Source organism: Sodalis sp. RH15 (assembly GCF_047324255.1).
In the GTDB taxonomy this organism is placed as follows: Bacteria; Pseudomonadota; Gammaproteobacteria; order Enterobacterales; family Enterobacteriaceae; genus Acerihabitans; species Acerihabitans ligni.
The window spans coordinates 675,741-698,693 of sequence record NZ_CP178738.1 but is presented as its reverse complement, the minus strand read 5'-3'; the positions used below and the strand labels follow the sequence as shown (position 1 = coordinate 698,693).

Below are 22,953 nucleotides of genomic sequence, written 5' to 3'. Positions count from 1 at the left end.
TGTGGTTACATTAATTTTAAGTCGTTAATTTGTGATGAGCATTACATTTTCATCCCGCGAAAGTAGCGTTTACTTTTCGTCAGGCTATATTTAAATTACAGTGTAATCACTTAGGAGGGGGGTTATAAATTTATCGTAAACGCGCAAAATATGTTCATTTATTGCCTGACAAACTGAACCGCCGACGAGAATTCACCCGTCGGCGGCTGTGGCAATAGGCGTTGCTTCACTACAACCGTATCGGTTTCACATGCCAAATCTCATCGGCATATTCCTGGATGGTGCGGTCCGAAGAGAAATATCCCATGCTGGCGATATTCATTACGCAACGGCGCGTCCATTCATCCTGATTGTGATAGAGAAGATCCACTTTATCCTGGGTATCCACATAGCTGCGATAATCCGCCAACAGCTGATAATGATCGCCGAAATTCACCAGGGTATCGAACAAATTTCTATAACGGTTGGGTTCGCCGGGGCTGAAGGCGCCGGTAGCGATTTGCGTCAACGCCTGGTTCAGTTCGGCATCCTGGTCGAAATACTCGCGCGGGTTATAGCCTTTACGTCGCAGTTCTTCCACTTGTTCAGCGGTATTACCGAAAATAAAGATATTTTCGTTCCCCATACGCTCGCCCATCTCGATATTGGCACCGTCCAGCGTGCCGATAGTCAGTGCGCCGTTGAGGGCAAATTTCATATTGCTGGTGCCGGAGGCCTCGGTTCCCGCCAGGGAGATCTGTTCCGACAGATCCGCCGCCGGAATAATCAATTGCGCCAGGCTGACGCCGTAATTGGGAATAAAGACCACTTTAAGCCGGTTCTTCACCACCGGATCGCTGTTGATTACCGCCGCGACATCGTTAATCAAATGGATAATATGTTTTGCCATGTAGTAGGCCGATGCGGCTTTGCCGGCGAAAATATTCACCCGCGGCACCCACTCCAGGTCAGGATCCTGTTTGATACGATTGTAACGGGTAATGATGTGAAGCACGTTCAGCAGTTGGCGTTTATATTCATGGATACGCTTGATCTGTACATCGAACAAGGCAGCCGGATCGGTGACGACATTCAGCTCCCGCGCCAGATAGATAGCTAAGGCCCGTTTGTTGCTCAGCTTGGCTTTCTGAATGTCCTGGATAAAGGCCGGGAAATCGATTTGGCCTTTTATCTCTTCCAACTGGCTTAAATCGGTACGCCAGGTCTGGCCGATATTCTCGTCCAGCACCGCCGACAGCGGCCGGTTCGCCAGCGCCAGCCAGCGGCGCGGCGTAACGCCGTTGGTTTTATTGCAAAAACGATCGGGGTAAATACGGGCGAAATCGGCGAAAAGAGACTGTACCATCAGCTCCGAGTGCAGGGCGGACACGCCGTTCACCTTATGGCTGGCTATCACCGCCAGCCAGGCCATTCTAACCCGCCGGCCGTCGTTCTCGTCGATAATCGACACCCGCGCCAGCAGGGCGGGGTCATCAGGAATGTCTTCCTGTACGCCGTTCAAAAAGTGGTCATTGATTTCAAAGATGATTTGTAAATGCCGGGGCAGGATTTTGCCCATCATCTCCACCGGCCAGGTCTCCAGCGCTTCGCTCATCAAGGTATGGTTGGTATAGGAGAAAACGGAGCAGACCACGTCCCAGGCTTGTTGCCAGGTGAATTTATGGTCGTCGATTAACAGGCGCATTAATTCCGGGATCGAGAGCACCGGATGGGTATCATTAAGATGGATGGCGATTTTATCCGCCAGATTATCGAAGGTTTGATGCATCAGCCAGTGGCGATTCAGGATATCCTGCATCGTGGCGGAAACCAAAAAGTATTCCTGGCGCAGGCGCAATTCGCGGCCTGAATAGGTGGAATCGTCCGGGTATAACACGCGAGAGACGTTTTCAGAAAAGTTTTTATCCTCTACCGCGGCGAAATAATCCCCCTGGTTGAATTTGCCCAGGTTGATTTCATTGCTGGCCTGCGCTCCCCACAGCCGTAGCGTATTGGTGGCGTCTGTATCAAAGCCGGGGATGATCTGGTCGTAGGCGCATGCCAGCACCTCTTCCGTCTCTACCCAGCGGGTTTTGGCGCCTTCCTGCTGCACTCGTCCGCCGAAACGGACTTTATAACGGGTGGAGTGGCGCATGAACTCCCACGGGTTGCCGTATTCCAGCCAGTAATCCGGCGATTCGGCCTGCTGCCCGTTGATGATATTCTGTTTGAACATGCCGTATTCATAACGAATACCGTAACCCCGTCCCGGCAACGCCAGGGTCGCCATTGAATCAAGAAAACAGGCGGCCAGCCGCCCCAAGCCGCCGTTGCCCAGCCCCGGATCGTTTTCCTCTTCCAGCAGGTCGTCCAGCTCAAACCCCATATCCTCCAGGGCCGCTTTGGTATCGTCATAGATGCCCATGGCCAGCAGCGCGTTGGACAGCGTCCGGCCGAGCAGGAACTCCATCGAAAGATAATATACCTGGCGCACATCCTGTGACAGCTGGGCGCGGTTGGAACGCAGCCAGCGCTCTACCATGCGGTCCCGCACCGCCAGTAGCGTCGCATTCAGCCATTCATGTTTATTGGCCACGGAAGGATCTTTGCCGATGGTAAACATGAGCTTATACGCGATGGAATGTTTCAGCGCTTCAACGCTGAGCGTGGGTGAGGCATAAATAAACGGTGAGTTCATGACATTCATTCCCCATCAGTGAATATCTACAAGCGTTGATACAGAGACTGATAAGCCCGGGCGGCGACATGCCAGCTAAAATCCAGCCCCATCGCCTGTCGCTGAACAAAGCGCCAGAGGGCAGGTCTTGACCATAACACAAAAGCCCGGCGGATTGCCCGCTGTAAAGCGGCCGCTGTAGCATCCTCAAACACAAAACCGCTGGCGATGCCGTCGGAGAGGTTTTCCAGCGAGCTGTCGGTCACCGTATCCGCCAGCCCGCCGGTGCGCCGCACCAAAGGTAATGTGCCGTATTTCAAGCCATATAACTGCGTCAGTCCGCAGGGTTCGAAACGGCTGGGCACCATAATCACGTCCGCCCCGCCGATAATGCGGTGGGAAAAGGCTTCGTGATAACCCAGCTGCACACCCACCTGGCTGGGGTATTCCGCCGCCGCCGCCAGGAATCCCTGTTGCAAGGTGGCGTCGCCGGCCCCCAGCAGCGTGAGCTGGCCGCCCTGGTCCAGTAAATCCGGCAGGACTTCCAGCACCAAATCCAGCCCCTTTTGGCTGGTGAGGCGGCTGACCACGGCAAACAGGGGAACCTTTTCATCCACCGTCAAACCCATGGCGGTTTGCAAGTGGCGTTTGTTATGAACCTTGGCTTCCAGCACGTCGCGGTTATAACGAGTGGAAAGCATGGGGTCGTGGGTCGGGTTCCAAATAGCGTCGTCGACGCCGTTGAGAATACCCGTCAGGCGCCCCTGGGATTGCAGCGAAAGCAGTAGCCCCTCCATGCCGTAGCCGTACGCCGGCTGGGTGATTTCCCTGGCATAGGTAGGGCTGACGGTGGTGACATGATCGGCGAAAAACAGCCCGGCTTTCAAATAGGATATCTGGCCGAAAAACTCCATGCCGTAGGTTTGGAAATAGCCCTCGGGCAACCCCAGCTCCGGCAGGTGGCGCGGGGAGAACAGCCCCTGGTAGGCCAGGTTGTGCACCGTGAACACCGATTTCGCCGGCCGGCCTTTGGCGGCCAGATAGGCACAGGTCAATCCGGCGTGCCAGTCATGGGCCTGCACGATATCCGGCTGCCAGGTCCTGTCCAGTCCGGTGGCCATTTCGCTGCCCACCCAGCCCAGCAGCGCGAAACGCAGGTAGTTATCCATATAGGCATACTGATCCTGGTCGTGATACGGGCTGCCCGGACGGTCATAGAGGCTGGGGACATCGATAAGATAGATTCCGACCCCGTTAAACCGGCCGTATAATAACGTGACGTGCTGGTTAAACGCATCGAACTGATTCACGATGCGGGTATCCGGTATACCTTTACGTAAATCCGGAAACGCGGGCAGCAGCACCCGCACATCATCGCCTTCGATAATTTGCGCGGCGGGCAAAGCGCCGACCACATCCGCCAGCCCCCCGGTCTTCAGTAGGGGAAAAAGTTCGGAACATACATGTAAAACCTGCATTATCGCTCCCATTCTTATCTTATTGCTGTTCTATGACCGCAAACGTAATCGGCTTAATTAATTTAGACTCGCCAGCATTTTGCGTGTCACCAGTACGATTCCTTCTTCAGAGCGATAGAATCGTCTTTCGTCTTCTTCGGCGTTCTCCCCGATCACCATGCCTTCGGGAATGGAACAGGCGCGATCGATAATGCAGCGCCGTAGCCGGCAGGAGCGGCCCACATTGACATCCGGCAGCACCACCGCTTCATCCAGGGTGCAAAATGAGTTCACCCTCACCCTGGGAAACAGGACGGAATGCATGACATGGGTTCCGGAGAGAATGCAGCCGCCGGACACCAGCGAATTGAGGGTCACCCCATGGTTGCCGGCCCGATCCTGCACGAACTTGGCCGGCGGCAGCGGCTCCATATGGGTACGGATCGGCCATTGTTGATCGTACATGTCCAGTTCCGGCGTTACCGATGCCAGGTCGAGATTGGCGCGCCAATAGGCGTCGAGGGTGCCCACGTCGCGCCAGTAGGGCGGCGCCGAATCATCCTCGGCGGAGGAGACGCAGGATAGGGTAAAGGGGTGCGCCCAGGCTTCTCCGGCGGCGGTGATCTTCGGAATGATATCCTTGCCGAAATCATGATTGGAGCTGTCGATGAGCATGTCCTCTTCCAGCAGTTGGAAAAGATAATCGGCATCAAAGACATAGATGCCCATGCTGGCCAATGCCTGATCCGGCGAGCCGGGCATGGCCGGCGGATCCGCCGGTTTTTCCACGAAATCCAGCACCCGGTACTCATCGTCAACCGCCATCACGCCAAAATCCCTGCCTTCATGACGCGGAACCGGCAAACAGGCCACGGTGCATTTCGCCCCCTTTTCCACATGATCGATAAGCAGGCGGGAGTAGTCCATTTTATAGATATGATCACCCGCCAGAATGACGATATATTTGGCGCGGTAGCGGCGGATGATATCCAGGTTTTGATACACCGCATCCGCCGTGCCGCGATACCAGTTTTCGGTGGCGAAGCGCTGCTGCGCCGGCAGCAGATCGACGAATTCGTTCATTTCCTCATTAAGGAAAGACCAGCCGCGCTGGATATGCTGCACCAGGGTATGGGACTGGTACTGGGTAATCACGCCGATACGGCGAATGCCGGAATTCAGGCAGTTGGATAGTGCAAAATCAATGATGCGGAATTTTCCGCCAAAATGTACCGCCGGTTTGGCGCGTTTAGCGGTCAGATCCTTCAGACGCGAACCACGTCCGCCCGCCAGAATCAACGCGACGGACTGAATGGGTAATTGTCTGGCCAACATCACCGGGTCACTACTTTCAAACCTAACCATGGCCGACTCCTTATTATCGTTTTACCAGCACATAAACCGCACGGGCTTCCACGAAAAAGTGGTCGGCCGATCCCGGTTGTTCTGGGCGTTTGAACGGTTCAATTAACGTCCACTTCCCTTCAGGTAAGGTCATTTCACAGGCTTTTGTCGTGGCGTTGATCACAAAGAGATGATCTCGGGAGAGCCGGATTTGCATTTGGCGTTCGCCCTGTTCCCATTCTTGTGCGTTCAATGCCTGCCCGCGGCTATTTAACCAAAGTACCGTTTGCTCATCGTTCTCCCGCCACCAGCGATCGTCTGTGAGGGCGGGTATCTTTTGGCGCAGGCGGATCAGGGCGGCGGTAAAGTCCGCCAATTCCCGATCCCCCCGCCGCCAGTCCAGCCAGGTCAATTCGTTGTCCTGGCAATAGGCATTGTTATTGCCCTGCTGGCTGTGGCCCAGTTCATCTCCCGCCAACAGCATCGGCGCGCCTTGGGACAACAACAGCGTTGCCAGCAAGGCCCGCTGGCTATCCCGCCGCGCCTGCCGGACCGAGGGTTCGGCACTGGGTCCCTCTTGGCCATGGTTGTTGCTATGGTTATCGCCGGCCCCGTCGCGGTTGCTTTCACCGTTGGCCTGATTATGTTTTTCGTTGTAGCTCACCACATCCTGCAGGGTAAAACCGTCGTGGGCGGTCAGCATATTTACCGAGGCGCAGGGGGATCGCCCCTGGGCGCCAAAGAGATCGCTGGAGGCGGCAAAACGCCGGGCGAACGTTCCCAGCGGCACATCGCCGTGCAGCCAAAACCGGCGCATATCGTCACGAAAATGGTCATTCCATTCGCCGAAAGGCGGCGGGAATTGTCCCACCTGATAGCCGCCGGGCCCGATATCCCAAGGTTCAGCAATCCACTTGCAGCCCGCAAGGTCTGGATTGTCCCGCAGCGCGGCAAACAGCGGCGCGTCGCGTACGAAATCCGGGGTGCGGCCGAGCACCGTGCCCAGGTCGAAACGAAAGCCGTCCACATGGCAGGTCCGGCGCCAGAAGGCCAGACAGTCCAGCACCCAGGCGGCGACCGCCGGGCTGCTCAGGTTCAGGGTGTTGCCGCAACCGGTCCAGTTGCAATAATCGCCGTCTTCATCCAGCCAGTAATAAGCGGCATTATCGATACCGCGCAGCGAGAGCGTAGGTCCCTCGACATCCAGTTCCGCGCTGTGATTGAACACGACGTCCAAAATCACTTCGATGCCCGCCCGGTGCAGTACTTTCACCATATCGCGGAACTCATCCAGGGCGCTTTTACCGTCGAGGCCGGAGGCGTAACCCGGCTCCGCCGCATAAGGCGCCAGCACGTTATACCCCCAGTAATTGCGCAGGCCCTGCCGCTGCAGGCGCGGTTCATCGACATGCAGCTGCACCGGCAACAGCTCCACGGCGGTAATGCCGAGATGCCGCAGATAGTCAATCATCAGCGGATGCGCCAGGCCGGCATAGGTGCCGCGCACCGACTGCGGAAGGTCCGGATGTAATCGGGTCAGCCCCCGCACATGGGCTTCATAAATCACGGTTTCGCCCCAGGGCACGGCGGGAAATTCATCGCCCTGCCAGTCGTAACGCTCATCCACCACCAGGCATTTCGGCATCGCCGACGCGCTGTCGGCGGTATCGGGCTGCGCCAGGCCGCCGTTCAGGGCCGGGTCATCGGGCACCTTGCCGTCCAGCGCCCGGGCGCAGGGATCGATGACCAGCTTGGTCGGATTGAACCGATGCCCTTGCCGGGGCTCGAACGGGCCGTAGAGGCGATAGCCGTATCGCTGGCCGGGCTTTACGCCGGCCAGATAGCCGTGCCGGATATCCCCGGTGCGTCCGGGCAAGTCCATTTGCCTCTCCCGCCCCTGCTCATCGAACAGGCATAACACCACCCGTTCGGCATGGGCGGAATAGAGGCTGAAATTCGCCCCGCTGCCGTTATAACTCGACCCCAACGGCGACGCGGAGCCGGCGGATATCGCATTTTCACCGTGATCAGCGTCCGCCATCGGCGCGGCAAAGCCTGCGGACAATCCGCCTTCACCGTCAAAGCCAGCGTCCTGTGGGGCCGGGGAACCGGCGGGCCGTGGGATCATCACGCCTCCCTGGCCAGGAAAATGGTCGCCAGCGGCGGCACGGTGAGCAGCAGTGAATGCTCACGGTGGTGGCTGGGGACCTGTTCACTGTGCAGTTCGCCGCTGTTGCCCATATTGCTGCCGTTGTAATACTGAGAGTCAGTGTTGAGCACCTCGCGCCAGCGGCCGGGAGTCGGAATACCGATGCGATATCCCAGGCGCGGCACCGGCGTAAAGTTACTGACGACGATCATTTCATTGCCATGGCTGTCGCGGCGCAAAAACGCGAACACCGAATTTTCCGCATCGTCCGCCACCAGCCACTCAAAACCGTCATAGCGGTAATCAAGATCATAGAGCGGCGAATGCTGCCGGTAGCATTGATTCAGATCCCGCACCAGCCGCTGCACGCCGCTGTGCATGTTGTCGGCATCGTCAAGCAGATGCCAGTCCAGGCTGACATCGTGGTTCCATTCTTTCCATTGGGCGAATTCATTGCCCATAAACAGCAGTTTTTTGCCCGGATGGCCCCACATAAAGCCGTAATACGCGCGCAGGTTGGCGAATTTCTGCCAGACATCGCCGGGCATGCGATTGAGGATGGATTGCTTGCCATGCACCACTTCATCGTGGGAAAGCGGCAAGACGAAATTTTCGCTGTAGGCATAGACCATACTGAAGGTCATTTGATGATGGTGATACTTGCGGTGCACCGGATCCAGCTGCATATAGCGCAGCGTATCGTTCATCCAGCCCATGTTCCATTTGTAATGGAATCCCAGCCCACCCGAATCCGGGGGCGCGGTGACGCCGGAAAACGAGGTGGATTCTTCCGCCACGGTAATGGCGCCGTCCCGCTGGGTGCCGACGGTATGATTGGTGTAACGCAGGAAGGCGATGGCCTCGAGATTTTCATTGCCGCCGTAATGATTAGGCACCCATTGGCCCGCCGGCCGGCTATAATCGCGATAGATCATCGACGCCACGGCATCCACCCGTAACCCGTCGATACCGTACCGCTCCAGCCAGAACAGAGCATTGCCCGCCAGATAGTTGCGCACCTCGTTGCGGCCGTAGTTATAAATCAGGGTATTCCAGTCCTGATGCAGCCCTTCGCGGGGATCGGCATATTCATACAAGGAGGTGCCGTCAAATTTCGCCAGGCCGAACTCATCGCCGGGGAAATGGCCGGGCACCCAATCCAGCAGTACGTTGATGCCTGCCTGGTGCGCGGCGTCGATAAACAGCCGGAAATCCTCCGGCGTGCCGAAACGCCGGGTGGGCGCGTAAATACCCAAGGGTTGATAGCCCCAGCTGCCGTCGAAAGGATGCTCATTGATGGGCAACAGTTCGAGATGGGTAAAGCCCATGTATTTGACATAATCCACCAGCTGTTGGGCCAATTCTCCGTAGCTGAGCCAGTAGTTGTTTTCCACATGACGGCGCCATGAGCCTAAATGCACTTCATAGATGGAAATGGGCTGGTGGCGCCCGTTGGCTGCATTCCTGGCCGGATCTCCATCGGCAATGGCGGGTATTCCCCGCGTGACCGAAGCGGTCTCCGGGCGCATCTGCGCTTCAAAGGCATAAGGATCCGCTTTCAGACGGGTTTCGCCATTGCAGTCAATGATTTCATATTTATACAGCTGACCGATCGTTACCGCCGGTAAAAACAGTTCCCAAATTCCGTTTTCGCGCCGCTGCCGCATGGGATGCCGCCGGCCGTCCCAAAAATTGAACTGGCCCACTACTGAAACGCGCTGGGCATTGGGCGCCCAGACCGCAAAACGCATGCCTTCAACCCCGTCTAAAACGTCAGGGTGGGCGCCTAAGCGCTCATAGGGCCGTAAATGGGTGCCTTCCGCCAGCAGCCAGCTATCAATGTCCTGCAATAGGGGACCAAAACGGTATGGATCTTCAATAATATAAGTATGCTCGTGCCAGGTGACGGCGAATTGATAGCGAAACGGTTTTTTGCGCCGGCTTAATAACACCGAAAAAAACCCGCGGTCGTCTTCACAGTTTAATTCCGTGATTTTACGTCCGGTTTTACTTTCAATTAATGTCACGGCACTGGCGTCTGGTAATAACGCCCTGATCTCCAATCCTTCGCTGGTGAGATGCATACCCAAAATTGAAAATGGATCCGCATAACGTCCTGAAACCAAAGCTGTGATGACCTCATGGCCCGGAAATCCCGACATGGTATTCTTCCTTAGATTACTCCATGAAATAAAAGAATATTTCCAAAAAATTCAGTTCGTATCCTTTCATCACACATCCCAGTTTCCCCAAAGCGCAGCGATCCTTGCCGACCGTATCGGCAAGAAAAATGGGGGATGACAGCATGCTCAGAAATCCCTTCAAAGGATTATTTCACTGTGGGCATAATCATACCCATCCAATAATAAGCATAGACAAAGGTTTAAAGGAAAGATTAATACTCAACAATGAAAATTTAAATCATTTATTAAACTATTGAAAATTCATCACTTCGCTGCAAGATTTCTATTGTTAATCATTGCAATAAGTCGAGATTGATCACAGAGGAGAAGATTGATTGTTAAGTTTTATTAATATATTGACGTGGAACAAAGAAAGTTCAACCAAGCAGGCGTCTGCCGGTCCCCTGCCCTGGGACCGGTGTATAGATGGCGGGGGAAGATCAGGCCAATAGGCGCAGCATGCGGCGTAATGGTTCAGCCGCGCCCCATAGCAGTTGATCCCCCACGGAAAACGCCGCGAGGTACTCCGGTCCCATGTTAAGCTTACGCAAACGGCCCACCGGCGTTTTCAGCGTGCCGGTGACCGCAGCCGGACTTAATTCACGCATCGACAGTTCACGATCATTGGGCACCACATTAACCCAATCGTTGTGGGTCGCCAGCATCTGCTCGATATCCTGTAATCCGACATCCTGCTTAAGCTTGATGGTGAACGCCTGGCTATGGCAGCGCAAAGCGCCGATACGCACGCACAAACCATCAATGGGAATCACATGCCCGGTATTCAGGATTTTGTTGGTTTCCGCCTGCCCTTTCCACTCTTCCTTGCTCTGCCCGTTTGGCAGCTGCTTATCTATCCAGGGAATCAGGCTGCCCGCCAGCGGGACACCGAAGTTATCCGTCGCCAGGGTGCCGCTACGGGTCAAGGCGGTGACTTTACGTTCGATATCCAAAATCGCCGAAGCCGGGTCCTGCAATTCCTTGGCCACTTCGTTATGAAGCTGGCCCATTTGTACCAGCAGTTCGCGCATATGGCGGGCACCGGCGCCGGAAGCCGCCTGGTAGGTGGCCACGGAAATCCATTCCACCAGATCATGGGCAAACAGCCCGCCTAAGGACATCAGCATCAGGCTGACGGTGCAGTTGCCGCCGACAAAGGTTTTGATACCGTCGTTCAAACCCTGCTGGATAACCGCCTGATTCACCGGATCCAGGATAATGATGGCGTCATCGTTCATGCGCAGGGAGGACGCGGCATCGATCCAGTAACCCTGCCAGCCGATTTCCTTCAGCTTTGTATAGATTTCGTTGGTATAATCCCCACCCTGGCAGGTGACGATAATATCCAGCGCGCTGAGCGCGTCCAGATCATAGGCATCCTGCAACATCCCTTGTTGTCCGTTAATGACCGGCGCAGCCTGGCCATGCTGGGATGTTGAAAAGAATACCGGGCGGATGGCGTCAAAATCGCGTTCTTCGGCCATGCGCTGCATGAGCACCGAACCGACCATACCGCGCCAGCCTATAAAACCAACGTTTTTCATGTTAACTGTCCTGCCTTGGAGGGTGACAAAGAGACTTGGTAGTGTTTTGGCTGCATGGAACTTGCAGGTTACACAACGACCACATTACAAAAAGTGATTGAATTGCTGCAAGTGAAATTATTCGATTAGAGCAAATTTTTCAGCAGCGCTGCTTATATCCGCCAAATGGTGAGGGAATGGGTAGATTAGCATCCTACCCACCCTCAAGGATAAGGTTTGATGGCGCATGGGTTAAAAAGCTGAAAATCGAGGTAATTAATAATGACTGAAATGATTTCGGCTACCGTTTTGCTGTTTTTGATCATGGACCCTTTAGGAAACCTGCCGATTTTCATGTCGGTATTAAAACATCTGGAACCGAAAAGGCGGCGGATAATTGTCATTCGTGAAATGCTGATTGCGCTGCTGCTTATGCTGCTGTTTTTGTTCGCCGGTGAGAGTATTTTGTCATTTCTCAATCTGCGAACGGAAACCGTATCGATTTCCGGCGGCATAATCATGTTCCTGATCGCGCTGAAAATGATTTTTCCCACGCCGGAAAGCGGCGGCAGCGGGTTGCCGGCCGGGGAAGAGCCCTTTCTGGTGCCGCTGGCCATCCCGCTGGTGGCCGGCCCGTCCATACTGGCGACCCTGATGCTGTTGTCCCACCAGTATCCGCAGCGGATCCCGCACTTGGTGGTGGCGTTGCTCATTGCCTGGGGCCTGTCGGTCATTATATTGATGCAATCCACGCTGTTTTTGCGGTTGCTGGGGGATAAAGGCGTCAATGCGCTGGAAAGGCTGATGGGCCTGCTGCTGGTAATGCTCTCCACCCAAATGTTCCTGGACGGCGCCCGGGCCTATTTGCGCAGCTGAAGCAGGCTATCACCGCGGTATGGGGCGCTACCACCGATCGTGCAACGAGCCTGTTAAAGGGAGACCGCGGCGATGGGGCCGAAGCGGCCATTGTCGGCCGCGGAGCGCCCCATGCCACGGTAGGCCCGCTACCACCGATCGTGCAACGAACCTGTTGAAGGGAGACCGCGGCGATGGGGTCGAAGCGGCCATTGTCGGCCGCGGAGCGCCCCATGCCACGGTAGGCCCGCTACCACCGATCGTGCAACGAACCTGTTGAAGAGCGCCCAGCCCAAACTTATTCTCCTGCCGGGAAATCCGCCCCTTTAGTCACCTCGGCCCAACCGTCAAAATCCCGCTGCAGCAGCTGAATCTTTTTATAAGCATTCTCCAGAGCGGCATTACCCAACAGCAATCGCAGCGGCGGGTTATCCGCCTCCACCGCCTTGACGATGGCTTTCACGGCGCGCACCGGGTCCCCCATCTGTTTTCCGCTATAGCCCCGGCTGACCTGCGTCCGCTTATGGGCGGTCTCGGCATAATCGGCAATGGATTGCGGCGCTTCGGCGGCCGACCGGCCGGCCCAATCGGTCCGGAAAGGCCCGGGCTCGACAAGTAAAATGTTGATACCCAACGGCGCCACTTCCTGCGACAGCGACTCGGAAAGCGCTTCCACCGCAAATTTGGTGGCATGGTAAAAACTCAGCGCCGGGAAGGTGGTAATGCCGCCGATAGAAGAGATATTCACTATCGTACCGCTCCGCTGCTTGCGCAACGTCGGCAATACCGCCCGGCTCATGGCGGCCAGGCCCCAGACATTGATATCGAACATCCGGTGCACATCCTCCATCCGGCTCTCTTCAAATGAACCGAAATAACCGATACCGGCGTTATTCACCAAAACGTCGATCCGGCCAAAATGCTTCAGCGCGGCGCTGACGGCTTCGTCAATCTGATCCTGCTGCGTCACGTCCAGCTTCAGCACCAGGGCATGGCCTTCATGGCCGGCGATTAAATCCTGTACCTGATCGGGATTACGCGCCGTCACCACGGTGGGATAGCCCAGCGACAGGGTCAGCTCGGCCAGCTCACGGCCAAAACCGGTGGAACAGCCGGTAATAAACCAAACCGCTTTTTGTTGTGATTGCATTTTCTTCTCCACATCTTGCAGGTTAAATATCGACCTCACATCCTGTCCCCGCCAGCGGAAACGGATGGTTTGCATCCCTTAGGATGCGGGCTGTACGCGCTGCCAAAAATCATTAAACGCGATGCTGTCGTAAAAGGCGGTGGCGTTAACAATTTTGTTGCCCTTATAGGTTAAGAACCAGGCATACGTATTACGATAGGGTTTATTGTCCTTTGCCATGCCGGCGGCATCAAAATGCACGATCACCGTGTCGCCGTCGGTATAAATATTGCGGATAGTCGGAATCAGGCGTCCCGACATCCGGGCGTTGAAGGGGCGAATGACGTTTGCCATCAAATCCTCGCGGCCATGATAGGTCCGGGAAGCCAGCGAATGGCCTTCGATAGTCCAGGTCGCATTATCGGCAAGTTGCTCATAAGGACTGCCGGTACCGTTTTTCCAGGCGTCGAACCCGGCGACGACCATCGCCTTGTTTTGCGCTTCAACGCCATTCTCTTCCGCCCATGTCGCCGGGACCAGCAATACCCAAGCCAAAACGACACAAAAACCGACGAAGCTGTTTTTTACATTGCCGAGACGGCGTTTAAAAATCAACATGACAGTTCTCCTTACATAATGAGGAATAGAAGTAATTGCACCGGCATTCATTCCGCTGTTGTTTATTCAGCAAAGTCCGTCGAGGCTGACAGCGCAGCCCAGGCGTTCATCTCCTGTTCAACCAAGGCATTTTTCTTGGCAATCGCCGCGAGAGTATCCGTCCCCATGGGCAATCTCAGGGGCGGCGTCTCGGCGTTAACCAGTTGGATCATCGCGGCTGCCAAACGGGCGGGATCGCCAGGCTGTTTATGATTCAGCGTGGCGGCGACCCGGCGTACCGCGCCTGCGGTCTCGTCGTAATCGTCTATGATATGGGCGGATTTGCTCAGAGAAGAAGCATCGAGAAAATCAGTACGGAAATAACCCGGTTCCACCACCGTGACATGAATGCCCAAAGGCTTGAGTTCGTCATGCAACGCCTCGGATAATCCTTCGACGGCGAATTTGGTGGAGCAGTAAACGCCGAAACCGGCGGCGGAACGGTAACCGCCAATAGAAGAAAAATTGATAATATGCCCGGCGCGCTGCTGGCGCATCTGCGGCAATACCGCCTGGGTCATGCTCAGCAGGCCGAACACATTGGTGTCATACATCCGCCGCACATCTGACAGAGCCGATTCTTCAACCGCCCCCAGCAGACCGAATCCGGCGTTATTCACCAGCACGTCAATCCGCCCAAAGGTGGCGACCGCCGCTTTCACCGCGGCATGGATTTGTTCCGAATCGGTCACATCCATTTTCAGCGGCAATAGCCCGGGAGAGATGCCTAAACGCTTGACAAGGGCGTCGGGATTCCGGGCTGTGGCGATAACCGCGTCGCCTTCCGCCAGCGCGGCCTCGGCAACCAGGGCGCCGAACCCGCGCGCCGCGCCGGTAATAAACCACACGCGTTTGAATGTAGAATAGCTTTTCATGATTTTTGCCCCTGTATTTTGAAAGTGAAGAAAGTATAAAGAATGGTTTGTAATAAACTAGATGACATTTGCTAGACTGATAATCCGTATTTACTTGCGAATCACGGGACGGGCCATGAATGAAATTCGCGCGATAACCACTTTTATCCGGGCCGCGGCGCTGGGTAGTTTACGCAAGGCCGCCATTGACCAAGGGATTTCACCCCAGGCGGCCAGTCAGGCGGTGATGCAACTGGAAAATAGCCTTGGTATCCGCTTGTTCCATCGCACCACCCGCAAATTAAGCCTGACGCAAGAAGGGCAACGTTTTCTGGACAGCGTGAAACCCGGCATAGAACTGGTCACCGGCGCCTACGCCGCCGCGCGGCGTTCCACCGAGATCATTGAAGGACCGTTAAAGGTCAGCGCCCCGAGAGCGTTGGGTCTATCGTTGTTTCATACCTATTTCATGGCCTTTTGTGATGCCTATCCGGAAGTACAGCTGGATGTCCAGCTTGAAGACCGTTTCACCGATCTGGTGGGGGATCGGGCGGACGTGGGTTTCCGGGGCGGCGCACTGCCGTCGGAGGGGGCCATTGCGCGTCATCTGCTGCCGATTCAGATGATCGTTTGCGCCGCGCCGTCTTATATTGAACGGCACGGGGCGCCGGCCTCAATAGAACAGCTTGCCCTGCATTCCTGTACCGGCTACCGCACGGCGAATACCGGAAAAATCGCCCCCTGGGAGTTTCGCGTCAACGACGAACTGGTATATCAGGACGTAACGCCCCGTTTTTGCACCAATGATATCGAAGGGGAGGCCCAGGCGGTGCTCGACGGGCTGGGCATCGGCCAGTTGGGCAGCTTCACCGCCGCCGAGCCTATCCGCAGCGGCAGGCTGATACCGCTATTGGTTCAGCATGTCACCGATCATGAAGGTATCTATATGTATTACGGCCAGCGGACGGAATTGCCGCTGAGGGTAAGGACCTTTATTGATTTTATGGTGAAGCATCTGGCGGGCAACCGCCGATTTTTTCTGGAGCCGGCTGAGTTAAGGGCGCTGGCTTTGCCACGGGATGGCAATGCATTGCTGCTGATGAAAAATACCAGAGATAATGTATGAACAGTTTATGTAGTACTGTTTATATAGAAATATGTCCATAAAATAATTTTTAAGATAATATTTCCGAGCAAATATGTAATTAAAATTAAATACAAAATAAACTTCCTGAAAAAAATCTAATTCAACGTCTTCGGTCTTTATTTCTTAATTATTACCTGTAGGATGAAGCAGTGAGCCTATCTGCTCGACGCCATTATCCATTACGCTCCAACACTTCATATTCCGTAAGGGTGAGATATGCTCCCAGTATCCGCAAACCAGCAACCCCATATGCCGTTGCATATTCTCAACAACGAGAACAACACCTATTCCGGTTCGCCGGGAAAGAGGATGCTTGAGCTGCTTAAGATAAGCCTTAACAGCGGACATTCGCAACCTAACGCCCTAGAAACCGATAATCCTCTTTATACCCTCAACGGCGCTCAAAGAGAAGATTATATTAATGATCTGCACAATATTTACCTGTCATTGGCCTTGGAATCGTCTGCCGGCTCAGAGGGCACGAGAGTCACCTTATCAAATAATATGGTTTTCATTGTCGAAAATAACGGCGACGGCATGGTGCTGACCATCGGGGAAAAAATATATTTTGTTGACTATATCAATTTCGTAGAGATACCCATAATTATTGAGCGTTTTATCTTCAATAATAAGAATTTTTTCAAGGGCACCGATACTTACGCTACCGTATTGAAACATTATACTGAAAGAAAACATAATGAATTAGATATAATTATAAATATTCATGCCCAAATAGAACCACTCTGCTATGTGATCTCGGAATATTTACGCAGCGGCGCAACGGACCCACACAAATTTGTCTTACCTCCTTCACTTGAGTACATAGCCAAACGTAGCCTGCAAATTGATTTTGGCTGCCTTATTTCCGGCGAAAAAGACGTGATTTATATCGGTGATATCAACGTCGAGCAGTACAAAAGCTCTATAAATAAATCCAGCCTGTTTATCAGGGCATCGGAAAAAATGCTGAAAGAAAATGCGGATAACCTTCGGGTTCACATCGTAAACGCCTATCCTCAGGGCTGCATTCTACAAATCAGCGGCGGAGTGGGACATTTCAGCTACTATGACGTCCAAAAGGATATCTTGTTTTCTGGCGGAAAAGCCATCAAGGGCCAAGGTATGTCCGGTATGGGTCTGCGGGATTATTTTGCCCACAGGTTTAATAGCGCAAATGTCCATCGAAAAGAAACGCTGATCCTGACCGATCATAACGCACAGGAGATGTTGGAAGTTTCTAACCTGATAGCGTAGGAACCGGGCGCAGGGACTGAAGATTTTGTCTAATTTGCGTCGACGGAGAGGATCGCAAATCGCCGGCGGGATGATGGGTGAATAAATCATCCGGACACACTGACGGCGCATTACATTCCCGGCCGGGGGGCCGGGACGTCCGTTAGGCAATCGCCATATTCAGCAGCAGACAGCCTACCAGGCCGCAGACCGAAATAATGGTTTCCAGTACCGACCATGACCGGATGGTTTCCATGATGGTCAGGTTGAAATACTCCTTGAACAGCCAGAAGCCCGGATCGTTCACATGGGAGAAGATAACGCTGCCGGAACCCACGGCGATCACCATCAGCTCGGGGCTGGCGCCGGTGGACGCAATGAGCGGCGCGGCGATACCGCCGGCGGTGATGGCCGCCACCGTGGCGGATCCCAGGGCGATACGCAGGATGGCGGCGATGGACCAGGCCAGCAACAAGGGTGAAATTGAACTGCCCGTCATCAGCCGAGCGATATAGGTACCCACGCCGCTATCCACCAGCACCTGTTTAAACGCGCCGCCACCGCCGATAATCAACAGGATCATGGCAATGATCTTTACCGCGTCGCTGATGCTTCCCATCACCTGATCCACCGTACGGCCGCGGTTGATGCCAAAGGTAAAGATGGCAATCAGCACTGAAATCAGCGTCGCCATAATCGGGTCGCCGAGGAAATCGGCATAGGTCCGGATCGGGTGGCCGGCGGGCAAAGACATTTCCGCCACCGCGCGCAAGGCCATCAGCACCACCGGTATCAGCGAGGTCCAGACGCTGACGCCGAAGCTTGGCATTTCCGCATCGGTGAAGATTTTCGGGTTATACAGACCTTCCGGCACCGGTTTATCGATATCTTTGAGAAAGCGGCTGTAAACCGGGCCGGCGAGGATAACCGTGGGCACGGCCAAAATCGCGCCGAACAGCAAGGTCTTGCCCATATCAGCATGAAATATGGTGGCTATCGCCGTCGGTCCGGGATGGGGCGGCAAGAAACCATGGGTGACGGACAGCGCGGCCGCCATGGGCACCCCCACATACAGCAGCGGAATCCGCGCCGTCGCGGCGATACTGAAAACCAGCGGGATCATCAAGACGAAACCGATTTCGTAAAACAAGGCGAAACCCACGGTAAAGCCGGTCAATACCACAGCCCATTGAACGTTTTGCTTACCGAATTTTTCAATCAGGGTGGTGGCGATGCGCTGCGCGCCGCCGCAATCCGCCAGCAGCTTACCCAGCATGGCGCCGAAGCCGATAATCAGCGCCAGGCTGCCTAATGTCCCGCCGACACCATTTTTAATGGAATCAAGCACCTTGCTCACTGGCATTCCTTCAAGCACGCCGACCAATAGCGCCACCACGATCAAGGCAATAAATCCATTCAGTTTAAAACGAATCATCAGGAGCAGCAGTAATGCCACACCGACAGCAACGATAAAGAGCGGCATAAAAAATCCTCAATGGCTTTTTTTCCCGGCAAGGGTTTGAATTCCCCGGCCTTCGAGTAGTTATGCATTCGGGTTAGTGATGCGCAATTAGGGGTGATTTCCCAACCAACCGTTTGAGCATAGTAGTATTGGTGATGTTACCGGTATCATGATACCGGTAACATTCGCAGATAAGGAATCCACTCTGGAGACTAAATTAGCGTTTTGGGATGTGGATCATAAATATGACCCTGGTAAATGACGCTGCGATGAATAAGAAGAAGATGGGGGGTAATGAACAGGTGAATCAGATACTCTCGCCGGCCAGCAACGTAAAGCCAAGATCCACTTTTACCGGATCGACAACCTCGCCCCGTAACCGGGCCAGCAATTTTTCCGCGCCAAGGCGGCCCATCTCCTCGCGAGGTGTGAGCACGCTGGCCAGTTTGGGTTGCATGACCTGGCCTATATCATGGCCGTGGAAACCCGCCACCGCAATGTCCTGCGGAATGCGCAGGCCGAGCCGCTGGCATTCAAACACCGCGCCGATGGCCAGGTCGTCATTGGTGCAGATTATGCCGTCGATGGCCGGATACTCTTGCCGAGCCTGGCGCAACAAATCCACGCCGGTGGAATAGGACGATGACTCGACGATCATTACGCTATGGACAGGCAACCCCTGTTCGCGCATGGCCTGTTCGTAACCCCGCTGTTTGATAATGGTGCGCTCATCCAGGCGGGCGCCGAAATAGACAATATGGCGGTGGCCGCGATCCAGCATCAGCAGCGTCATCTGCCGCGCCGCTTCGAAATTATCGAAACCCACCGCGATATCCAGGCACGGCGAGACGCTGTCCATGATCTCCACCACCGGGATACCCGCCACTTCAATCATTTTCAGGGTACGGGGCGTATGGGAACGCTCCGCCAGGATCAGGCCGTCGATGTTATAGGACAACAGCGAGGTCAGCCGCAGCTCTTCCGTTTCCGGTTGATAACCGTAGTGGGCCAACATGGTTTGATAACCGTTGGCATCGGTGACGGTTTCAATGCCGCGCAGCACCTCGGCGAAAACCTGGTTGGTCAGCGAGGGCAGCAGCACGCCGATAGCCCGGCTGGTGGCGTTGGACAGGATGTCCGGCGCCCGGTTGGGGATATAGCCCAGCTCGTCCAGCGCGCCGGCGATTTTACATTGCAACGCTTCGGAAACCAAAGCCGGGTTGCGCAGATAACGGCTCACCGTCATTTTGGTGACGCCCACTTTATCGGCAACATCTTGAAGACCCGGTCTTTTTTTCTTCATTAGCGTGATAACGGCCCCAGCTCGGAATGGGGTGTAGTTTAGCAAAAAAAACCGGCGGCGAGTATGTTTATAGCGAAAGCCCCGAGGGCGCGGGGGAAATCCACCGCACCGAACGCCGCAATCCATTCTTGACCACCAAAACGTGAAACGGCGTAATGACGTTAAGATAGGCGCGGCCAAGAGGGTTGTGGCAATGAACAATGCTCGTGGCCACCAGCTGGTAGCCCGATTTATGCGCCGGCGCGGCGCGGATCAGCAGAGAAAGGCTGAAATCCAGATGCCGGTCATCGGCGCCGAGGATAATCTCATGGGGCGAACGCGATTTGACGGGGAAAAAATCGATGGGGCTTTCGTGGCCGGCCCGCGCCTCGCGGCGCAGTTCGCCGGAGGTCTTCAGACCGAAACCGGACACGGCGATATCCCGCAGCGCCAGAAGCGTGCGGACCCAGGGTGCGGGATGTTCGAGTACGGCGCCGGCCCACTGGTTTATATCCAGGGAGGCGTGAGGCGGTATCGCTACGGCGAACGCATCCGCCAGGTCGGCGCCGGCCGCCAGCGGCGCGATGCCGCTTTCGGCCGGTAAAGGAACAGACCTGACCCGGCACAGTTCCCAACCGTCGATTCCCGGCAGTATGCTGGTCCGGTTCATTGAGGAGCCATTATTGTTTTATCGAATACCGCCTCAATAGGTAGCCAGGGGCCCAGATGAACCACCCGCCGTTCCAGCAGGCCGGCTTTGATCATCGGCAGTCGGTCCAGTTCGATATGGACATCGGCCACATCCGCCGCTTCGTAAATCAACGTCACCTCCGGCGGACTGGATTGAAAATAGCATTCACGCAGTTGTCCGTTCCGATACGCACCCCATATGGCTATTTCCTCTTCAATAGCATAAGGCGCGAACTCGGCGAGAGTCCGTTGCGCCGCGGGGGTTAGCAGGGCCAGAAATTTCATTCTCAACTCCTTCGCAATGGGAAATAAAAAGTATCGGCGGGAAATAACGATCCTGGTAGAGACCTCTGGTTCATGTTAGTGTTGAATTCATGTCAATACCACCGTTACCCTCCGGACTGCTTCAGCTGTTATGGTTTGTCCGTATTGTCGAAGCAGGTTCCTTCGCTGAAGCCGCCCGCCGGGCAGGCACAACCACGTCATCCATGTCGAAAGCCGTCAGCCGGTTCGAAAAGGCCCATGGCGTTCGCTTATTGCACCGCACGACTCACTCCCTCTCCCTGACTGATGAGGGGGATCGTTTGCTGGTGGAAGGACGCCGTTTGATAAGCGAGCTCGCGCAGGCGGAAAATCTGCTGGCGGACCTTGGCAACGGCGGCGCCTCGGGACGGGTTAGGATAGCCGCTCCGGCCGCGTTCGCGCGAAGGTGCATTATGCCTGAGCTGCCCGTTTTCCTGAGAACGCATCAGGGAATCCAGATTGAGCTGCAGTTTGGCGACGATATCGCGGATCTGGCTGCGCGGGGCATCGATATCGCCATTCGCGCCGGTGAGCTCGGCGGCTGGCCGGGCTATGTTTCCCGTGAACTCTACCGGTTTCCCTGGATAGCCTGCGCCTCCCCGGACTATCTCCAGCGCCATGGCATACCGGACACACCGTCGGCGCTGTCATCCCATGCATTGATTGGTTTTAGAAACAAGGCCACCGGCCAGATTGATAACTGGCATTTTACCTCGCCGGCCACCGGGGACGATGTACGCCACATTCCGCGGGCGGAGCATGTATTCGATGATGGCGAAATGGTTTGGGAGATGGTCCGCGCCGGATTCGGCATCTGCTGGGCGCCCTCATGGCTGGGATTGGATGACCTGCGCAGCGGCAGGGTGGTGGAAATCCTGAAAGAGTGGCGGACTGATGCGTCAACGCTCTCCGCCGTGCGCCTGCAAAGGCGATTAACTCCCAGGCGGACACAAATCGTGATGGATTTTATCGCCGCCTTGCCGTCGTCCTGGCAGGTTTGACCGCTGGGAAACCGCCGCACGCTTGGCAAAAAAAACAGGCTTTCGGCAAGATACCGAAAACCTGTCCGTTCACCGCCCGTTTGCCGCTGTCTCATTGACAAAACGCATCCCTTATACCGGCGGTAAATCAAATACCAGTATTTCACTGTCCTCTGTGGCCCGCAGGGTTAAGACGCTTTCATCCCATATCGCCAGCCCGTCGCCGGCATGCGCCTGTTGCCCATTGATATCCACTTGGCCGCGCACCACCTGGATCCAAACCCTGCGGCCGGGTTCCAGCGCCAGCGTGTCCTGCGCCTCGGCTCCCAAAGCCCAGCGGGTCAGGGTCATATCCTGGAATACCTTCAACGAGCCTTCCCGCGCATCCGGCGACAGCACCAGTTGCCGTCCCTGCGGCGCGTCAAAGCGGCGCTGTTCGTAGCGCGGCGTCAGGCCGGCTTCTTGCGGCAGGATCCAAATCTGGTACAAGTGCAGCGGAACGTCGTCACGGCCATTGTATTCAGAATGGCGTATGCCGGTACCGGCGCTCATGATCTGGAACTCACCGGCATGGATTTGTTCTTTATTGCCCATGCTGTCCTGGTGTTCCACCGTCCCTTCCAGTACGTAGGTCAGGATTTCCATGTCCTTATGCGGATGGGTCCCGAAACCTTTACCTTCCGCGATACGGTCTTCGTTAATGACCCTTAGAGCGGAAAACCCCATGAAATTGGCATCGTAGTAGTCGGAAAACGAAAACGAATGCCAGCTATCCAGCCAGCCATGGTTGGCATGACCCCGATCTTTTGCAGCACGTAAATAAATCATGTTCAAGTCTCCTCAATGTTTTTTACAGTCTATCCCTGGGCTGAGAATATGAAAGGATAAAAAACTCACCGCAGACATCAAAAAATTTGAATGTATCAAGCCGGTAGCTTCAGAGGTTTTGCCTGCAGATAAGGACGCTGGAAGATTCGTTTTTTTTCAGATAACGTACCGATAGATAAACATCGCTTTACAATCATATAACTATAATCGATCAATAAACA

18 protein-coding genes are annotated in these 22,953 nt (G+C 55.1%); 4 read left to right on the top strand and 14 right to left on the bottom strand.

The window, feature by feature from the left end:
- Positions 1 to 229: 229 nt before the first annotated feature.
- From glgP to asd, 6 genes are all read right to left on the bottom strand, one after another.
- Positions 230 to 2,677: a glycogen phosphorylase gene (glgP, locus tag ACL2XO_RS03150; protein ID WP_132923775.1), complete on the bottom strand. Its 2,448-nt coding sequence runs from the start codon at positions 2,675 to 2,677 to the stop codon at positions 230 to 232.
- A gap of 26 nt (positions 2,678 to 2,703) precedes the next feature.
- Positions 2,704 to 4,134 (bottom strand): glycogen synthase GlgA, encoded by a 1,431-nt coding sequence (gene glgA, locus ACL2XO_RS03145; RefSeq protein WP_132923776.1) that lies wholly within the window; start codon positions 4,132 to 4,134, stop codon positions 2,704 to 2,706.
- A 57-nt stretch (positions 4,135 to 4,191) separates the two neighbouring features.
- On the bottom strand, positions 4,192 to 5,478 hold the full coding sequence (glgC, locus tag ACL2XO_RS03140) for a glucose-1-phosphate adenylyltransferase (RefSeq protein ID WP_413726385.1): 1,287 nt from the start codon (positions 5,476 to 5,478) through the stop codon (positions 4,192 to 4,194).
- A 13-nt stretch (positions 5,479 to 5,491) separates the two neighbouring features.
- The gene (gene glgX, locus ACL2XO_RS03135; RefSeq protein WP_413743023.1) at positions 5,492 to 7,498 is read right to left on the bottom strand and encodes a glycogen debranching protein GlgX; all 2,007 of its coding nucleotides are present in this window, start codon (positions 7,496 to 7,498) and stop codon (positions 5,492 to 5,494) included.
- A gap of 86 nt (positions 7,499 to 7,584) precedes the next feature.
- Positions 7,585 to 9,768, bottom strand: coding sequence for a 1,4-alpha-glucan branching protein GlgB (glgB, locus tag ACL2XO_RS03130; protein WP_413726384.1), 2,184 nt, complete (start codon positions 9,766 to 9,768; stop codon positions 7,585 to 7,587).
- A gap of 461 nt (positions 9,769 to 10,229) precedes the next feature.
- Positions 10,230 to 11,333 (bottom strand): aspartate-semialdehyde dehydrogenase, encoded by a 1,104-nt coding sequence (asd, locus tag ACL2XO_RS03125; RefSeq protein ID WP_132923779.1) that lies wholly within the window; start codon positions 11,331 to 11,333, stop codon positions 10,230 to 10,232.
- A 261-nt stretch (positions 11,334 to 11,594) separates the two neighbouring features.
- On the opposite strand from asd, the gene ACL2XO_RS03120 reads away from it, so the two are divergent.
- The gene (locus ACL2XO_RS03120) at positions 11,595 to 12,188 is read left to right on the top strand and encodes a YhgN family NAAT transporter (protein WP_132923780.1); all 594 of its coding nucleotides are present in this window, start codon (positions 11,595 to 11,597) and stop codon (positions 12,186 to 12,188) included.
- Positions 12,189 to 12,465: 277 nt separating this feature from the next.
- Here the strand turns inward: ACL2XO_RS03120 and ACL2XO_RS03115 are convergent, their stop codons facing one another.
- The 3 genes from ACL2XO_RS03115 to ACL2XO_RS03105 all read right to left on the bottom strand — a co-directional run bounded on the left by ACL2XO_RS03115 (position 12,466) and on the right by ACL2XO_RS03105 (position 14,828).
- Entirely contained in the window at positions 12,466 to 13,317 is an 852-nt protein-coding gene (locus ACL2XO_RS03115) for an oxidoreductase (RefSeq protein WP_413726383.1), read from the bottom strand.
- A 78-nt stretch (positions 13,318 to 13,395) separates the two neighbouring features.
- Positions 13,396 to 13,914 (bottom strand): nuclear transport factor 2 family protein, encoded by a 519-nt coding sequence (locus ACL2XO_RS03110; protein ID WP_413742157.1) that lies wholly within the window; start codon positions 13,912 to 13,914, stop codon positions 13,396 to 13,398.
- A gap of 62 nt (positions 13,915 to 13,976) precedes the next feature.
- Complete coding sequence (locus tag ACL2XO_RS03105; protein WP_413742156.1) at positions 13,977 to 14,828, bottom strand: oxidoreductase; 852 nt, start codon at positions 14,826 to 14,828, stop codon at positions 13,977 to 13,979.
- A gap of 115 nt (positions 14,829 to 14,943) precedes the next feature.
- Here ACL2XO_RS03105 and ACL2XO_RS03100 point away from each other — a divergent pair, with 115 nt between their 5' ends.
- On the top strand, positions 14,944 to 15,933 hold the full coding sequence (locus ACL2XO_RS03100) for a LysR family transcriptional regulator (RefSeq protein ID WP_413742155.1): 990 nt from the start codon (positions 14,944 to 14,946) through the stop codon (positions 15,931 to 15,933).
- Positions 15,934 to 16,170: 237 nt separating this feature from the next.
- Complete coding sequence (locus ACL2XO_RS03095; RefSeq protein WP_413742154.1) at positions 16,171 to 17,208, top strand: hypothetical protein; 1,038 nt, start codon at positions 16,171 to 16,173, stop codon at positions 17,206 to 17,208.
- 142 nt (positions 17,209 to 17,350) lie between these two features.
- On the opposite strand, the gene gntT is transcribed toward ACL2XO_RS03095, so the two are convergent.
- From gntT to ACL2XO_RS03075, 4 genes are all read right to left on the bottom strand, one after another.
- Positions 17,351 to 18,670, bottom strand: a complete 1,320-nt coding sequence (gene gntT / locus ACL2XO_RS03090) for a gluconate transporter (protein WP_413726379.1) — start codon at positions 18,668 to 18,670, stop codon at positions 17,351 to 17,353.
- 286 nt (positions 18,671 to 18,956) lie between these two features.
- A complete protein-coding gene (gntR, locus tag ACL2XO_RS03085) occupies positions 18,957 to 19,952 on the bottom strand; it encodes a gluconate operon transcriptional repressor GntR (protein ID WP_413726378.1) in 996 nt (331 codons plus the stop codon).
- 67 nt (positions 19,953 to 20,019) lie between these two features.
- Positions 20,020 to 20,601: a DUF2867 domain-containing protein gene (locus tag ACL2XO_RS03080; RefSeq protein ID WP_413742153.1), complete on the bottom strand. Its 582-nt coding sequence runs from the start codon at positions 20,599 to 20,601 to the stop codon at positions 20,020 to 20,022.
- Positions 20,598 to 20,906 (bottom strand): hypothetical protein, encoded by a 309-nt coding sequence (locus ACL2XO_RS03075; protein WP_413726376.1) that lies wholly within the window; start codon positions 20,904 to 20,906, stop codon positions 20,598 to 20,600. Before ACL2XO_RS03075 ends, ACL2XO_RS03080 begins: the two co-directional genes overlap by 4 nt.
- Positions 20,907 to 20,995: 89 nt before the next feature.
- On the opposite strand from ACL2XO_RS03075, the gene ACL2XO_RS03070 reads away from it, so the two are divergent.
- Complete coding sequence (locus ACL2XO_RS03070; protein ID WP_413742152.1) at positions 20,996 to 21,925, top strand: LysR family transcriptional regulator; 930 nt, start codon at positions 20,996 to 20,998, stop codon at positions 21,923 to 21,925.
- 111 nt (positions 21,926 to 22,036) lie between these two features.
- On the opposite strand, the gene ACL2XO_RS03065 is transcribed toward ACL2XO_RS03070, so the two are convergent.
- Positions 22,037 to 22,732 (bottom strand): pirin family protein, encoded by a 696-nt coding sequence (locus ACL2XO_RS03065; RefSeq protein ID WP_413726374.1) that lies wholly within the window; start codon positions 22,730 to 22,732, stop codon positions 22,037 to 22,039.
- Positions 22,733 to 22,953: the final 221 nt, after the last annotated feature.

Coding starts and splice junctions, on each gene's coding strand:
- ACL2XO_RS03120 (WP_132923780.1), top strand. CDS start 11,595: ATGACTGAAATGATTTCGGCTACCGTTTTGCTGTTTTTGATCATGGAC.
- glgP (WP_132923775.1), bottom strand. CDS start 2,677: ATGAACTCACCGTTTATTTATGCCTCACCCACGCTCAGCGTTGAAGCG.
- ACL2XO_RS03065 (WP_413726374.1), bottom strand. CDS start 22,732: ATGATTTATTTACGTGCTGCAAAAGATCGGGGTCATGCCAACCATGGC.
- ACL2XO_RS03075 (WP_413726376.1), bottom strand. CDS start 20,906: ATGAAATTTCTGGCCCTGCTAACCCCCGCGGCGCAACGGACTCTCGCC.
- ACL2XO_RS03095 (WP_413742154.1), top strand. CDS start 16,171: ATGCTCCCAGTATCCGCAAACCAGCAACCCCATATGCCGTTGCATATT.
- ACL2XO_RS03105 (WP_413742156.1), bottom strand. CDS start 14,828: ATGAAAAGCTATTCTACATTCAAACGCGTGTGGTTTATTACCGGCGCG.
- ACL2XO_RS03070 (WP_413742152.1), top strand. CDS start 20,996: ATGTCAATACCACCGTTACCCTCCGGACTGCTTCAGCTGTTATGGTTT.
- ACL2XO_RS03115 (WP_413726383.1), bottom strand. CDS start 13,317: ATGCAATCACAACAAAAAGCGGTTTGGTTTATTACCGGCTGTTCCACC.
- glgX (WP_413743023.1), bottom strand. CDS start 7,498: ATGGCGGACGCTGATCACGGTGAAAATGCGATATCCGCCGGCTCCGCG.
- glgA (WP_132923776.1), bottom strand. CDS start 4,134: ATGCAGGTTTTACATGTATGTTCCGAACTTTTTCCCCTACTGAAGACC.
- gntT (WP_413726379.1), bottom strand. CDS start 18,670: ATGCCGCTCTTTATCGTTGCTGTCGGTGTGGCATTACTGCTGCTCCTG.
- glgC (WP_413726385.1), bottom strand. CDS start 5,478: ATGGTTAGGTTTGAAAGTAGTGACCCGGTGATGTTGGCCAGACAATTA.
- ACL2XO_RS03080 (WP_413742153.1), bottom strand. CDS start 20,601: ATGAACCGGACCAGCATACTGCCGGGAATCGACGGTTGGGAACTGTGC.
- ACL2XO_RS03100 (WP_413742155.1), top strand. CDS start 14,944: ATGAATGAAATTCGCGCGATAACCACTTTTATCCGGGCCGCGGCGCTG.
- glgB (WP_413726384.1), bottom strand. CDS start 9,768: ATGTCGGGATTTCCGGGCCATGAGGTCATCACAGCTTTGGTTTCAGGA.
- gntR (WP_413726378.1), bottom strand. CDS start 19,952: ATGAAGAAAAAAAGACCGGGTCTTCAAGATGTTGCCGATAAAGTGGGC.
- ACL2XO_RS03110 (WP_413742157.1), bottom strand. CDS start 13,914: ATGTTGATTTTTAAACGCCGTCTCGGCAATGTAAAAAACAGCTTCGTC.
- asd (WP_132923779.1), bottom strand. CDS start 11,333: ATGAAAAACGTTGGTTTTATAGGCTGGCGCGGTATGGTCGGTTCGGTG.